At 61.1% G+C, this 14,800-nt stretch carries 14 protein-coding genes; all 14 read right to left on the reverse strand.

Annotated features, from left to right (window positions below; translation table 11 throughout):
• The 14 genes from AAAX75_RS04455 to AAAX75_RS04520 all read right to left on the reverse strand — a co-directional run bounded on the left by AAAX75_RS04455 (position 1) and on the right by AAAX75_RS04520 (position 14,795).
• Positions 1 to 795 (reverse strand): isoprenyl transferase, encoded by a 795-nt coding sequence (locus AAAX75_RS04455; protein WP_349091232.1) that lies wholly within the window; start codon positions 793 to 795, stop codon positions 1 to 3.
• Position 796: 1 nt separating this feature from the next.
• Positions 797 to 1,333 (reverse strand): ribosome recycling factor, encoded by a 537-nt coding sequence (gene frr / locus AAAX75_RS04460; protein ID WP_006236112.1) that lies wholly within the window; start codon positions 1,331 to 1,333, stop codon positions 797 to 799.
• 2 nt (positions 1,334 to 1,335) lie between these two features.
• Complete coding sequence (gene pyrH / locus AAAX75_RS04465; RefSeq protein ID WP_035138557.1) at positions 1,336 to 2,058, reverse strand: UMP kinase; 723 nt, start codon at positions 2,056 to 2,058, stop codon at positions 1,336 to 1,338.
• Positions 2,059 to 2,176: 118 nt separating this feature from the next.
• Positions 2,177 to 3,046: a translation elongation factor Ts gene (gene tsf / locus AAAX75_RS04470; RefSeq protein ID WP_022094736.1), complete on the reverse strand. Its 870-nt coding sequence runs from the start codon at positions 3,044 to 3,046 to the stop codon at positions 2,177 to 2,179.
• A 45-nt stretch (positions 3,047 to 3,091) separates the two neighbouring features.
• Positions 3,092 to 3,820: a 30S ribosomal protein S2 gene (gene rpsB, locus AAAX75_RS04475; protein WP_006236109.1), complete on the reverse strand. Its 729-nt coding sequence runs from the start codon at positions 3,818 to 3,820 to the stop codon at positions 3,092 to 3,094.
• Between the two features lie 219 nt (positions 3,821 to 4,039).
• The gene (locus AAAX75_RS04480) at positions 4,040 to 4,960 is read right to left on the reverse strand and encodes a tyrosine recombinase (protein WP_161160301.1); all 921 of its coding nucleotides are present in this window, start codon (positions 4,958 to 4,960) and stop codon (positions 4,040 to 4,042) included.
• Positions 4,957 to 6,294 (reverse strand): methylenetetrahydrofolate--tRNA-(uracil(54)-C(5))-methyltransferase (FADH(2)-oxidizing) TrmFO, encoded by a 1,338-nt coding sequence (trmFO, locus tag AAAX75_RS04485; protein ID WP_349091233.1) that lies wholly within the window; start codon positions 6,292 to 6,294, stop codon positions 4,957 to 4,959. Before trmFO ends, AAAX75_RS04480 begins: the two co-directional genes overlap by 4 nt.
• 14 nt (positions 6,295 to 6,308) lie before the next feature.
• The gene (locus AAAX75_RS04490) at positions 6,309 to 7,241 is read right to left on the reverse strand and encodes a DNA-processing protein DprA (protein WP_349091234.1); all 933 of its coding nucleotides are present in this window, start codon (positions 7,239 to 7,241) and stop codon (positions 6,309 to 6,311) included.
• A complete protein-coding gene (locus tag AAAX75_RS04495) occupies positions 7,241 to 8,764 on the reverse strand; it encodes a YifB family Mg chelatase-like AAA ATPase (protein ID WP_349091235.1) in 1,524 nt (507 codons plus the stop codon). The genes AAAX75_RS04490 and AAAX75_RS04495 overlap by 1 nt, the downstream gene beginning before the upstream one ends.
• Positions 8,764 to 9,249, reverse strand: coding sequence for a YraN family protein (locus AAAX75_RS04500; protein ID WP_349091237.1), 486 nt, complete (start codon positions 9,247 to 9,249; stop codon positions 8,764 to 8,766). The genes AAAX75_RS04495 and AAAX75_RS04500 overlap by 1 nt, the downstream gene beginning before the upstream one ends.
• A 188-nt stretch (positions 9,250 to 9,437) precedes the next feature.
• Positions 9,438 to 10,226 (reverse strand): ribonuclease HII, encoded by a 789-nt coding sequence (locus tag AAAX75_RS04505; RefSeq protein WP_138374168.1) that lies wholly within the window; start codon positions 10,224 to 10,226, stop codon positions 9,438 to 9,440.
• Between the two features lie 93 nt (positions 10,227 to 10,319).
• Entirely contained in the window at positions 10,320 to 10,661 is a 342-nt protein-coding gene (rplS, locus tag AAAX75_RS04510) for a 50S ribosomal protein L19 (protein WP_117583231.1), read from the reverse strand.
• A gap of 209 nt (positions 10,662 to 10,870) precedes the next feature.
• The gene (gene ppdK, locus AAAX75_RS04515) at positions 10,871 to 13,621 is read right to left on the reverse strand and encodes a pyruvate, phosphate dikinase (RefSeq protein ID WP_349091239.1); all 2,751 of its coding nucleotides are present in this window, start codon (positions 13,619 to 13,621) and stop codon (positions 10,871 to 10,873) included.
• A gap of 298 nt (positions 13,622 to 13,919) precedes the next feature.
• Positions 13,920 to 14,795: a pyruvate, water dikinase regulatory protein gene (locus AAAX75_RS04520; protein ID WP_349091240.1), complete on the reverse strand. Its 876-nt coding sequence runs from the start codon at positions 14,793 to 14,795 to the stop codon at positions 13,920 to 13,922.
• Between the last annotated feature and the right edge of the window lie 5 nt (positions 14,796 to 14,800).

Genomic DNA, 14,800 nt, shown 5'->3' on the forward strand with positions numbered 1-14,800 from the left:
TTAAGCCTCCTCGGTCTTGCTCAGACCACCAAACCTACGGTCACGGCCCTGATAGGCCAAAATGGCGTCGACAAGGCCCCAACGATCAAAGTCGGGCCAATAGGTATCGGTGACGTAGAACTCGGAATAAGCCACCTGCCACAGCAGATAGTTCGAAAGGCGCAGCTCACCAGAGGTGCGAATCACAAGCTCAGGATCGGGAAGACCGGCGGTATAAAGGTGAGAAGCCACCATGTCGTCATCAATTGCGGCAGGATCAATCTTACCGGCGGCAACGTCGAGCGCGATCTGACGGACAGCGCAGGTAATCTCGGCACGCGCGCCGTAGTTGACAGCAAGCGCCAGCGTCATACCGGTGTGATCGGCGCACTCGGCAAGACCGCGTTCAAAAACGTCGCGGGTCTTCTTGGGCAGCGCGGAAATATCACCCAAAAAGACAACGCGCACGTTTTCGCGCTTCAGAAGCGGCAACTCGTCGATGAACGTCTTGGCAAACAGGTGCATCAAGACGTTGACCTCATGCTGCGGGCGGTTCCAGTTTTCGGTAGAAAACGCATAGGCCGAAAGCACGTCGACGCCCAGGCGCACGCAGGCGGTAATGATCTCGCGCAGCGAGACGATACCCGCCTTGTGGCCCTCGGTGCGTGCAAGACCGCGCGACGTGGCCCAACGACCGTTGCCGTCCATGATGCACGAGATATGGTGCGGAATGTTATTGAGGTCAAGGTCGGAAAAACCGACGCCCGCAGGGGCGTCGGCAAAGTACTCGACCAGTTTATGCTCGTCGTATTGCACCTTAGATCTCCATGACCTCGGCTTCTTTTTCCTTCAGAAGCTCCTCGACCTTGGCGACATACTCATCGGTGTGCTTCTGGACCTTAGCCTGCTCGCGACGGACATCGTCCTCGGTGAGCTCCTCATCGCGCTCGAGCTTGTTGTTGAAGTCGCGACGGATGTTACGGATAGACACCTTGGCCTGCTCGGCGTACTCGCGGCACTCCTTGACGAGCTCGCGACGGCGCTCCTCAGTGGGAGCCGGGAACGGAAGACGAACGACGGTGCCATCGGAGTTGGGGGTAATACCCAGATCGGAAGCGCCGATGGCCTTGACGATAGCATTGATGAGTGCCTTATCCCACGGCTCGATGAGCAGCATGTGGGCCTCGGGGGTCTTGACGGCGGCAACCTGCGTGACCGGCGTGGGAACACCGTAATAATCGACGGTGATGTCGGACAGAATGTTGGCATTGGCGCGGCCGGTACGGACCTTGGAGAAGTTATGCTTGAGGGACTCGAGCGACTTGTCCATATGGGCGGTGATGTTCTCTGCCATGCTTAATCCTCCTGATAGACGAGCGTGCCGACGGGCTCACCCGAAAGCGCGCGCTTGACGGTGTCCTCGCCATCGATGTTGAGGACCAAAATCGGCATACGGTTGTCCTGGCACAGTGCCGTAGCCGTGGAATCCATAACCTGCAGACCGCGGACGAGAACCTCGTGATAGGTAATCTTGTCAAAACGGACGGCATCAGCGCACTTGACGGGATCCTTATCGTAGATACCGTCAACCTTGGTGGCTTTAATCAGAATCTCGGCGCCGATCTCACACGCACGAAGAGCCGCGGCGGTGTCGGTCGTAAAGTACGGATTGCCCGAACCGGCGGCAAAAATAACGACGTTGCCCTTGGAAAGGTGGTTGATGGCGCGACGGCGAATATAGGGCTCGCAGATCTCGTTCATCTGGATAGCGCTCATCACGCGGCAGGGAACATCGTTATGCTCGAAGGCATCCTGCAGGGCGAGCGCGTTCATAACGGTTGCCAGCATGCCCATGTAGTCGGCCTGAGCACGCTCCATGCCACCGGCAGCGCCTGCCATGCCGCGGAAAATATTGCCGCCGCCGACAACGACGCCGACCTCATGGCCAACGGCGAGCAGCTCCTTGACCTGCTTAGCAAGATGGTCGGTAACCTTGGGGTCGATGCCATATTGGCCGTCGCCCATCAGCGCTTCGCCGGAAAGCTTAAGAAGCACGCGTTTATATCGGATGTCGGACAAAGCGATCCTCCTTTAGATTGAACTCTCAACATTCTATCAAAGGCTCTAAGAAGAGCCATGAAAAAGCAGGCTGTGAGTAAAACCCACAGCCTGCTCATTACCAGCTACAAGAGCTTATTTACTCGCCACGGACCAGACGGTCAAAGGCAACGACGGTAATGGTGTCGCCGAGCTCCTTGGAGACCTGCTCAGCGTACTTCTTGATGGTGAGGGAGCTGTCCTTGATGAACTCCTGCTCGGTGAGCACGGACTGCTTGTAGAACTTCTCCAGACGGCCGACAGCCATCTTCTCCTGGATAGCCTCGGGCTTACCGGACTCGGCAGCCTGGGCCATGTAGATCTGCTTCTCGTGCTCGACGGTCTCGGCCGGAACCTGATCGCGGGTAGCGCAGATCGGGGCGACGGCGGCAACCTGAAGGGCAACGTCGTGAGCGAAGGTCTTGAAGGATTCAGCCTGAGCGGTCTCAGCCTTCTCGAAGGCGAACTCGACGAGGACGCCGATCTTACCACCCATGTGGATGTAAGAAGCGAGCGCGCCGTTCTCGGCCTTACGGGCAGCGAAGCGGGAGATCTTCATGTTCTCGCCCATGATGTGAATCATCTCGGTGAGCTCGGAGGAAACGGTCTCCTCGCCCATCGGCTTCTCGAGCAGAGCGTCGACGTCAGCAGGCTCGGTGGTAGCGACAACCTCAGCGACCTTGGAAGCAAAGCCGGTGAACTTGGCGTTAGAGCCAACGAAGTCGGTCTCGCAGGAGAGCTCGAGCAGAGCGCCGGTCTTGCCATCCTCGGAGACGAACGCGGCGACAGCGCCCTCGTTGGTCTCACGGCCAGCCTTCTTGGCAGCCTTGGCAAGGCCGTTCTTACGCAGAACGTCGACAGCGGCGTCCATGTCGCCGTCAGCCTCGACGAGAGCCTTCTTGCACTCCATCATCGGGGAGTCGGTCATCTCGCGGAGCTGCTTGACCATAGCGGCGGTAATCTGGGCCATTGTGGTTCCTTTCAAAGAGATGAAAAAGAATTAACTAAGACTGATTTACTCGGCCTTGGGCTCAGCGGCCATCTCGGCCTCGGAGACCTGCTCCTTGCCGGAGCCAGCGAGGCAGGCGTCAGCCATGAGCTCGCACATAAGGGTGACAGCGGAGATAGCGTCATCGTTGCAGGGGATGCCGTACTCGACCTCGTCGGGGTCGGAGTTGGTGTCGATCAGGGCGACGACGGGGATGTTCAGGCGCTGGGCCTCCTTGATGGCGTTCTCCTCGCGCTTGGTGTCGATGACGAAGAGAGCCTGGGGCAGACCCTTCATGTCGCGGGCGCCACCGAGGTTGGTCTGGAGCTTAGTGAGCTCCTTGCCGAGAACAGCCTGCTCCTTCTTGGGCAGAACAGCCATGCGGCCGTCCTCGACCATGGCCTCGAGCTCCTCCATGCGGTTGATGCGGGAGCGGATGGTGACGAAGTTGGTCAGCATACCGCCGAGCCAACGCTGGTTGATGTAAGGCATGTTGGCGCGCTCAGCAGCGTTCTTGACGGCCTCCTGAGCCTGCTTCTTGGTGCCGACGAACAGCACGTTGCCGCCCTTAGCGACGTTCTTGACGAAGGTATAGGCCTGGTCGGCGTCGAGGATGGTCTGCTTGAGGTCGAGGATGTAGATGCCGTTGCGCTCACCAAAGATGAACGGCTTCATCTTGGGGTTCCAGCGACGGGTCTGGTGACCGAAGTGGCAGCCGGCCTCGAGCAGGGTGCGGATATTAATCTTGGTAGCCATGTTAAACCTCCTGTGGTTTGCCTCCGCGCGGGGTCATCCTCCAAAACCAACCCGGACATGTGCTACCAAAGCCCGGGCACCACGGTATGAAGTAGCCGCGCGTGCGTGATAAAAACATGTTGCCGTGAAGCAACCCGATGAATGATAGCAGGAATGCTTCTTCCTGCCAACCCGCAATCAAAACCACACACCTGAGTGCGGCGCGGGACGTCCCAGCCACTATTCGCCGCGGGGATGGGCTTGAGCCACGGCACGCTTGAGCCGATCGGGCGTGAGATGCGTGTAGATTTGCGTCGTGGACAGGCTCGCATGACCCAGCAGCTCTTGAACCGAGCGCAGGTCCGCACCGCCCTCAAGCAAGTCGGTCGCAAAGGTATGGCGCATCGCATGCGGGGCGATGTCGGCCGGAATGCCGGCGAGCGTCGCCAGCGTATGGAACCGCCGCCGGAGCATGGCGGCGCTCATGCGATTGCCACGCGCCGATATAAGCAGCGGATGCGGCCCGGTAGCGAGGTCGCGGCGCTTTGCCCGAGCGAGCAACTCCGGCCTCCCCTCTTCAATATAGAGACGCGTCACATCGAGCGCACGACGATACAGAGGAACGATGCGCTCCTTGCTTCCCTTGCCCCACAGGCGCAGCGTGCGCTCGGACCATGAGATGGATTCCACATTGAGCGCCGCAAGCTCTGAGATGCGGGCACCCGAGGCATAGAGCAACTCGAGCATCGCCGCATCGCGCAGTCCCGCGGGTGTTGAGGTATCAGGCGTCTTGAGCAGCGCCTCGACCTGCTGGGTCGTAAGGACGCCCGGCAGGTCACGCGGCAGCTTGGGCGACGCGATCGCCGAGACCGCATCGCCCTCGACAATCCCCTCGGCAGCCATCCAGCGATAGAGAGATCGAATAGCCGACAGGTGCGCCGCAAGCGTTCGGGGAGCCACCTGCTCACGCGAAAGCTCGGCAAGATAGCGACGAATGGTGCGCACGTCGGCAGCGAAAGCATCGATATCCTCGCGCTCGCACCAGGCAGCGAAGCGCTCCAGCCTCGAGCCATAGGCCGTCACCGTGTTGGGAGAAAGTCCCTCGACGCGTGCGATATAGGCGATAAACGAGTCGACGGTGTCGTACAGGTCAAAGGCTATGACCGGTCGCCTCCAAACAAGTCGGAACGCGTGGCCAAGTAGGCATCGAGGGCCTCGAGCGCACGGTCCGCATAGGCCTGGTAGCGGTCGCGCTTGCTGCGGCGCTTACCATCTTCGAGTGGCGGCACCAGGCCAAAGTTGACATGCATAGGCTGATAGCCCACGGTGGCAGGATCGGTCGCATAGCCCACGAGCGCACCCAGGGCACCCACACGCGGCAACTCGACGCCCGCGGCACCGATAGCCTCGGCATAGGTGTTGAGCGCCGCGAGCAGACCTGTCGCCACGGCTTCCATGTATCCCTCGGTACCGGTGATCTGACCGGCCAGACGCACGCCGGTACCGGGCACGGCAAAGGTGCCATCGAGCACGTGCGGGGCGTCGACAAAGGTATTGCGGTGCATGACACCGTAGCGGAAGAACTCAGCGTTCTCCAGGCCCGGCACCATATGGAAGACGCGCTTCTGCTCGCCAAAGGTCAAGTTGGTCTGGAAGCCCACCAGGTTATAGGCGGTCTTCTCCTTGTTCTCGGCACGCAGCTGAATCGCCGCCCAGGGGCGACGTCCGGTACGCGGGTCGGTGAGGCCGACGGGCTTCATGGCGCCAAAGCGAATGGCGTCCTTGCCGGTGCGCGCAACTTCCTCGGCAGGCTGGCAGGCCTGGAACAGATCGCCGCCCTCAAAGTCTTTGAGCACCACGCGGTCGGCCGTGGTAAGCGCCTCGATAAAGGCCTCGTACTCTTCCTTGTTGAGCGGGGCATTGAGATAGTCGCCACTCCCCTGCTCCTCGTAGCGCGACTGCGAGAACAGCACGTCCATATCGAGCGTAGAGGCATCGACAATCGGGGCGGCCGCGTCAAAGAACGCCAGGGCGTCGCCACCGACAAGCTTCATGACCTCCTCGCTCAAGGCCGGCGAGCATAGGGGGCCAGCGGCGATAACCACATGGCCCTCGGGAATATGGGTGACCTCACCGTGAACGACCTCGATATTGGGGCGGGCGGCAACCTCGGCCTCGACGAGCTCGGAAAACTTGACGCGGTCGACCGCCAGGGCGCCGCCGGCGGGAACGGCCGCACGATGAGCGCAGTCGAGCAGCACCGAACCCATGCGCTCGAGCTCGGCCTTCAGCAGGCCGGCGGCGGAATCGGGACGGGTCGACTTAAACGAATTGGAGCAGACGAGCTCCGCCAAGTGATCGGTATGGTGGGCAGGAGAGCTCACCTGCGGACGCATCTCGCACAGCTTTACGGCGAACCCGCGATCTGCCAGCTGAATCGCACATTCGGATCCCGCCAGACCGCCACCGATAACCGTCACCTGATCAAACAGCATCTGCAAACACCTTTCTAATTGACACGTTTTCCATTGTGACCGAAGGGCGTCTGGGCGTGAAGGGCAAACTTGGAGGGCGCATACCTTCCATCCATCATGCGTTCGATGAGGCCCTCGAGTTCGAGCGAGCCCAGGAGCTTGAGCACGCCGACGGCATCGAGGGAAACGAGTGCGGCGATGTCATCGACCTTGAGCGGCGAGGCGATGAGCGCATGCATCACGGTCTGCTGCATGGGGTCCAGATCCGCGATACCGGGCGCATCGGGACGCGAATAGCGCAGGGTGCCGTATATGCGAGAAATAGCCATCTCGATGGACTCCTCATCGACAATGCAGCAGGCGCCGTTGGCGATAAGATAGTTGGTACCGCGCGACTCGGGAGACAAAATCGAACCCGGCACGGCAAGCAGCTCGCGCCCCAGGTCCATGGCGGCCTCGGCGGTAGAAAACGTCCCAGATGGCATGCCGGCCTCCGATACAAAGAGCGCCTGCGACAGCGCGGCGATCACGCGGTTGCGGCGCGGGAACGCAAACTTGCGCGGCCCCATGCCCCACGGTGAGATCGACACGACCGCACCACCCGTATCGATCGTGCGCGCGATAAGCCCCGCACTCGAGCGCGGATAGACCACGTCGGCGCCCGTACCCAACACCACGACATGCCTGCCTCCGGCGTTGACCGCGGCCCAACCTGACGCCTGGTCGCAGCCGACCGCGCCGCCCGAGACCACCGTCACCCCCGCCTCGACCGCAACTTTCGCGGCCAGCTCTGCCACGGCAAGGCCGTACGGCGAGGCCTTGCGAGCGCCGATAATGGAGAGCGCGGGCGTCGACAGTGCGGCGGGGTCACCACGCACATAAAGCGTCTGGGGAACATCAGAGAGCTCCAAAACGGTATCTGGATACAACGCATCACCGGGATGAAGCTCAAAAGTCTCCTCGGGCATTACTGGTCCCTCCGTCCCTGGTACATGGCGGCCTCGAGCACATGACCTTGCGTTACCCGCTCGCTTTCGGCGACATCGGCGATCGTGCGCGCGATGCGCACCAGGCGCACGATGCCGCGCCCCGTGAGATGCGTGCGCTTCGACAGGCCGAGCACGCATTTCTCGGCGGCCTCGTCGAGTGCAAAGGTCGACACGACACCGTCAATGGACCGTGACTCATCGTCCTCGGCGTCGGCATCCGCATCGTCCATACGGGACTCGCGCCAGGCGCGAAAAGCCCTACCGCGGACAACGTAGTCGCGAAGCTCGGCCGACGACATGCCCTCGGCGCCCTCGATAATCACCTGCGGATCGGGGCGGGTCACGTCGATCATCAGGTCGATACGGTCGGCCAAAGGACCGCGCAGCTTGGACCGATAGCGCTCGACCATCGATGCCGAGCAGCGACACGGAACCTCGCGATCGCCCAAAAAGCCGCAGGGGCAGGGATTGCTCGCCGCGAGCAGCTGAAAGCGCGAGGGAAACGTAAAGGCGCCGTCGACGCGCACGATCCTGACATAGCCGCGCTCGATAGGCTGCCTGAGCGTCTGCAGCACACCGGTGGGAAACTCGGCAAGCTCGTCCAAAAAGAGCACGCCGCCATGGGCAAGGCTGATCTCGCCCGGATGCACCGGGCGCCCTCCGCCAATAAGGCCCGCTGTCGAAATGCTGTGATGGGGGCTTCGAAACGGCCGATGCCCTGCAAGCAAGCCATCGATGTTCTCACCCAAGACCGAATGGATACACAGTGCCTCCTGCTGATCCTCAACGGAAAGCTCGGGCAAGATCCCCGTCATGCGACGCGCAAGCATGGTCTTGCCCGATCCCGGAGAGCCGATCATAAGCAAGCCCAGCTCCCCTGCCGCCGCAAGCGCTATGCCGCGCTTGGCGACCTCCTGCCCCAACACGTCGGCATAATCGAGTTCAGGCTCAAAGGTGGCCTCAACGCCCTCGGAATCCAGATAGTGCTGAGCCGCCTCGCCCATACCGCGGGCAAGCTGCGACAGATGATCGATAAAACCGCAGTCGACCCCCGCCAGCGGAACATGCTGGTCGGACCTGCCGGCGATAAAAGACAGCCCCATGTCACGAGCCAGCAGCTGGAACGCCACCTCGCCCTTGACGGGGAGCACCGTGCCATCCAAACCGAGCTCGCCGGCAATGAGGCAGCGGTCGAGATTATCGCGGGGAATCTGCCCGTCAGCTGCAAGCACCGCAATGGCTATCGGCAGGTCAAAACCGCTACCGGTCTTTCGGATATCGCCCGGCGCCAAATTGACCGTGATACCCGAGCGCGGGATCTCGAATCCGGCAGAGCGCATCGCGCAGCGAATGCGCCCGCGCGACTCCATGACCTCCATACTCGGGATCCCGAGCATCTGGATGCCCGGGATGCCGCCCGCAAGCGATACCTCGACCGTGACGGGAATCGCCTCGACGCCGCGGATACAGGCAGCGTGGACGGCGAAGGTCTCGAACGCCATCAGGACACCTGCCAATCGCACGCGTTGTACTGGTGCTCGATCTCGGCGATATGCCCGCCGCGAATGGTGACGCCCACGGCATCGAAGCGGATCGCTTTGAGCGGATAATGCTCCATGAGATAGCAGCTCGCGATGCGACGATAGCGTCGCTGCTTTTGGGCATTCACCGCTTCCTCGGGAAACACCCGCGTGTCGCAATCCAGCGCAACACGCCTTGTCTTGACCTCGGCCATCACCACCACATCGTCGAGCTCGTCGAGCAACACCAGGTCGGCCTCGCCCTCCGAGCATCGATAGCCTTGCTCCAGCAATGCATAGCCGCGCTCGTTAAAGTAGTCGATAGCGATGAGCTCGCCCAGCATACCGAGCTCGCGAGGACTGAGCCCCTTTATAAACTCGGGCGTGATCGACCCGCAATCGAGCTCCCCCTCTTCCCAACGCTCCTTGAGCTGCTGCGTCTTACTCAGTCTGCCTGCGGCACACATGGGGTCTCCTTTCCCGCTCTCTGCATTGCCTCGATAATGAGGGCAGGTTTCATGCGGGTAAGTACCGGAAGCAAACCAACAGCAAACCAAATGCCAACAAATGAGGGGCCGCGCGCAACAATAGCGTTGCACACGGCCCCTACCAGCAAGTTTATGAAACCCTTAAGGTCCCTGTCTCCACAATTGGCCTAAAAAAGGCGCTCAGTCTGCAGAAAGTTTCCGCAAAAGCTCACACGATGCAGCGGACAAAGTCCATGTTTGCGAATGGCCTCGATGTGCTCGGGGCTCGCATAGCCTTTCGATTCGGCCAAATGGTACTCGGGGTACTCGGCATCGTACTCGACCATCATCTCGTCACGCGTGACCTTGGCCATGATGGACGCCGCGGCGATACAGGCGATCTTGGCATCGCCCTTCACCACGTCGCGCTCGTTGGGAACGGCGCCCAGGGGGTTGCCGTCCATAAGCACGCAATCGGGCTCAAGCCCCGTATCGGCCACCGCACCCGCGACAGCGGCGCGAATGGCGCGGGCCATGCCCATCTCATCGATATCCGCAGGAGCGATATGGCAAAAGCCGATAGCAGTCGCCACCTCGGCAATCTTCACCGAGAGCAACTCGCGGCGCGCCGGCGTGAGCTTTTTGGAATCATTGATGCCCCAGATGCGCGGCTCCATCGGAAGGCACACGGCGCACACCGTCAAAGGACCGGCCACCGAGCCGCGACCCACCTCGTCGACACCCACGACCACGCCGTCACCGCCGAGCTCATGCATAAGCTCGTACATGCCGTTGACGCGCTCGCGCTCGGCAAGTTCCTTGGCATGGCGCTTAAGAGCGCGCTCGCAAGCCTTGATCACTTGCTGGCGCGGATCCTCACGATAATGCTCCACGAGGGCGGGGATCTCCTCAAACGTGGCGCTCGCCAGCTCGCCGGCAACCTGCGATGCCGAAACCGAGCTCGTCATGTTGGCCATATCGGGGCCTCCTTGCATGCAAATCAGATAAAAAGAAGGGCCACCCGAAGGTGACCCTTGTGTCCAAACGAGTGGACAGACGCTGCGATCTTCTTAGCGCTTCTCGGGGATGCGAGCAGCCTTGCCCACCTTGTCGCGGAGGTAGTACAGCTTGGCGCGACGGACGCGACCATGACGGACGACCTCGAGCTTGGCGATCTTGGGGCTGTGAAGCGGGAAGGTACGCTCAACACCGACACCGAAGGAAATCTTGCGGACGGTGAAGGTCTCGCGGGCACCGGCGCCGGCCATGCGGATGACGTCGCCCTGGAAGACCTGGATGCGCTCGCGGTCGCCTTCCTTAATGCGGTAGTGAACCTTGACGTTGTCGGCGACGCGAACCTGAGGAATGTCCTCGCGGATCTGCTGACGCTCGATTGCGCGGATGTAATCCATGTGCAATTCCTTACTCTTCTAGAGGTGCCGTACCACCTTGGCCGGCACGTAGTTGAACAAACGTATTCGAGTATACACGCGCGGGTTTCTGCTGCAAGAACAATTTTTTACGCAGACAAAAAGACAAAACCCGCACATGATAACCGCCCACCTCACGAATGAGACGGGCGGCATGAAGGGGGCTACGCTAGGCGCCCAAACCCAAAACGTTAGGCGGAACGCTTGGCTTCGAGCTTGGCCTGGGCGGCCGCAAGACGTGCGAGGGGCACGCGATAGGGTGAGCAGGACACGTAGTCCACGTCGGCCACGTTAAACAGGCCCTTGATGGACTCGGGGTCGCCGCCGTGCTCGCCGCACACGCCAAAGTGCATGTCGGGATTGGTGACGCGACCCTTCTCGACAGCCATACGCACCAGCTCGAGTACTGCCGTATCGATGGTCTCGAAGGGGTTGTCCTTCAGAATCTTCTTATGCATGTACAGCGGAATGAACTTGGCCTCGGCATCGTCACGAGAGAAGCCGAAGGTCGTCTGGGTAAGATCGTTGGTGCCAAAGCAGAAGAAATCGGCATGGTGGGCGATCTCGTCGGCGACCATGCAGGCGCGCGGCAGCTCGAGCATCGTGCCCACGGGAATATTGAGCTCGACGCCCTCCTCGGCGGAAACCTCGGCGATCACGCGCTCGATAACCTCGCGGGTCTGTACATGCTCCGCCGTAATGGAGACGAGCGGAACCATGATCTCGGGACGCGGATCGACGCCCTCCTTGATGAGGCGAGCAGCAGCCGTGGCGACGGCGCGGACCTGCATGAGCGGCAGATCGCTAAAGACAACGGACAGGCGCACGCCGCGCAGGCCGAGCATCGGGTTGGACTCGACCATGCCGTCGATACGACGCAGGCGGGCTCGCAGGACGGCAAGCTCTTCCTCGCTGGCGCCAGCGGCTTCCTTCTTGGTGATGGCGACCTCGAGCTCGCGAGGATTATCCAGGAACTCATGAAGCGGTGGATCGAGCAGGCGAACAACCACATCGCGACCGGACATGGTCTTGAACATCGCCAGGAAGTCCTCGGTCTGAACCTTAAGCAGGTCGGCCAGAGCCTGCTGCTTCACGGCCTCATCATCGGACAAGATGAAGCTCTGGATGATGTTCTTGCGGTCGCCCAGGAACATGTGCTCGGTGCGGCACAGGCCGATGGCCTCAGCGCCAAATTCGAGTGCGAGCGCGGCATCCTCAGGGTTGTCGGCGTTGACGCGCACATGGTTGGCGTGGCCACAGGTCTCGTCCAGGCGAATCTCGTCGGCCCAGGACAGGATGGTGTCCAGGTCGCCGGTGAGCTCGGCCGAAACCAAATCGACAGCGCCGTCGACGACGATACCCTGGGTGCCGTCGATGGAGATGACATCGCCCTCGTGCAGCACACGGTCGCTGCCCTCGATGCGAACGACCTTCTCGGCGGCATCGATGTGGAAGCGCTCAACGCCGCAGACGCAGGGCGTACCCATGCCGCGGGCGATAACGGCGGCATGGCTCGTCTTGCCACCGTGGCTGGTCAGGATGCCCTCGGCGGCAACCATGCCCTTCAGGTCGTCGGGGTTGGTCTCCCAGCGAACCAGAATGACCTTATGGCCCTCGTTGGCGCGCGCGACGGCATCGTCGCTCGAAAACACGACCTCGCCCACGGCGGCACCAGGGCTGGCGTTTAGACCGCTGGCCAGGGCCTCGTACTTTTTGGAGGCATCGAACTGCGGATGCAGGAGCTGGTCGAGCTGCGCGGGATCGATACGGCTCACGGCCTCCTTGCGGGTGATCAGGCCCTCCTCGACCATTTCGATGGCGATGCGCAAGGCGGCGGTGGCAGTGCGCTTACCCACGCGGGTCTGGAGCATCCAGAGCTTGCCCTGTTCGATGGTGAACTCGATATCGCACATATCGCGGTAATGATCCTCGAGCGTCAGGAACACGCGCTCGAGCTCTTCACCAGCGGACTCGAGGCCCGGGGTGGCCTTGAGGTCGGCGATGGGCTCGGTGTTACGGATGCCGGCGACGACGTCCTCGCCCTGGGCGTTAACCAAAAAGTCACCATAGAACTCCTTGGTGCCGTCGGCCGGGTTGCGTGTAAAGGCAACACCCGTCGCAGAGGTCCCGCCCTTGTTGCCAAAGGCCATGGCCTGTACGTTGACGGCAGTTCCGAGCTCGTCGGAAATGCCATGCTGCTTGCGGTAGATGCAGGCACGCTCGTTCATCCAACTGCCAAAGACGGCCTGAATGGCAAGGCGCAGCTGGAGCTCCGGGTCGTGCGGGAAGACGGGCTTGTCGTCGGCGACCTCGAGCTCGGGATACAGGGCGGCCTCAACGTTCTCGGAGAAGATGCCCTTAAAGGTCTCGACGAGCTCCTGCAGATCTTCGGCCGAAAGCTCGGAATCGACGCGAACGCCGGCGACCAGGCGTGCCTGGGTCAGCGCGTTCTCGAACAGGTCGGCGTCAACACCCATAACGACGTTGGAGAACATCTGGATAAAGCGGCGGTAGCTATCCCAGGCAAAACGCGGGTTTTGCGTCTGGGCGATGAGACCCTGAACGGAGTCGTCGTTGAGGCCCAGGTTGAGGACCGTATCCATCATGCCGGGCATGGAAAACGGAGCACCCGAGCGAACCGACACGAGCAGCGGATCGGAGGCGTCGCCAAGCTTCTTGCCGCAGCGGGCCTCGAGGTCGGCCTCGGCAGCAACGATCTCGTCGAGTGCGCCTTCGGGCCAGAGGTTGCCGGCACCGGAGTACTCGACACAGGTCTGGCAGGTAATGGTAAAGCCACCGGGAACCGGCAGGCCGATGCGGCTCATCTCGGCAAGGTTTGCGCCCTTGCCGCCAAGCACGAAGTTCATGGACTTGTCGCCCTCGGTGACACAGGTGCCCTGGGCGTCGGTTCCAAAACGGTAAACCCTCTTGCAATCGCTCACGATACTTCCCCTTCCATGCGCTTACGCGCACGACCGTGGTAACGAATCGACCCACCGGATGCGAGCCGTGAGGGTACTATACGGCGGGCATTGAGCAGGCTTGCGTAGAGGGCGCGAGGTTTGGTAAACGTGGTAAATGTGGCGGTAAACGGTAGGTAAAGGTGGTTACCTTATGAAGATACCAATGCAAGGGAATTGCAGGTCAAATGCAAGTTATTTGCTAAATCGCTTTATCATTATCGTGCATTATTTATAGGTAGTCTTTTTAAGACGGTGCATTTTTAGCTACCCCAAAGAGTTAGCTTTGCTGGGCTCGGCGGGCGGCGCGACGGGCACGGGCTTCTTGGATTTCCTCCAAGTGACCGATGATCTCGGAGGCGCTCTCCTCGATCGCCTTGCCGTCGGTGCGCACCACAAAACAACCCAGGCGCTTCATGAGGGCGCGAGCTTCCTCGAGTTCGCTGCGAACGCTCTCGGGCTCGGCATAGGAGCCTGCGACGGCGCGGGCGTAGTCATCGCCCAAGCGGCTATCGCGAATCCCGGAGATCACATCGACAGTCGAAATCAGTCCGAACAACCGCATCGGGTCGACCTCGTAAATTGACTTCGGCGGCTCCATGCCATGGGCCAAAGGAACATTAGCAACCTTGTAACCCTGATAGGCCAAATACATCGACAGCGGCGTCTTGGACGTACGCGACACACCCAGCAGCACGATATCGGCACCCGACAGATCGTCGCAACCGCGCCCGTCGTCGTGCTCAACGAAATACTCCATGGCCTCGATACGATGGAAATAACGGTCATCGGTCTTGTGAATAACGCCCGCAACGCCCTTGGGCGGCACACCGATGAGCGACGACAGCACGGCGAGCGTCGGACCGATCAGGTCGACCGAGCGGATATGCAGCATACCCAGGTAATCGAGCACACGGGCGCGAAGCGCCGGATCGACAATGGTGTGGAACACGGCAATATCGCGATGGTCCGCATCGACGCGCGGGCCCACAAACGACTTGACCTGCTCCAACGAGCTCACCTTGGGCAGGCGCAAGAGACGAAAAGCCCCTTCATCAAATTGCCCGGACGCCGCAAGCACCACCTCACAAGCGGTATCACCGAGCGAGTCGGAGATAACGATAACGGTGGGACAAGCGGTGACCGGGCAATCCATGCGGG

It is taken from the genome of Collinsella sp. CLA-ER-H7, from assembly GCF_040092345.1.
Taxonomy (GTDB): domain Bacteria; phylum Actinomycetota; class Coriobacteriia; order Coriobacteriales; family Coriobacteriaceae; genus Collinsella.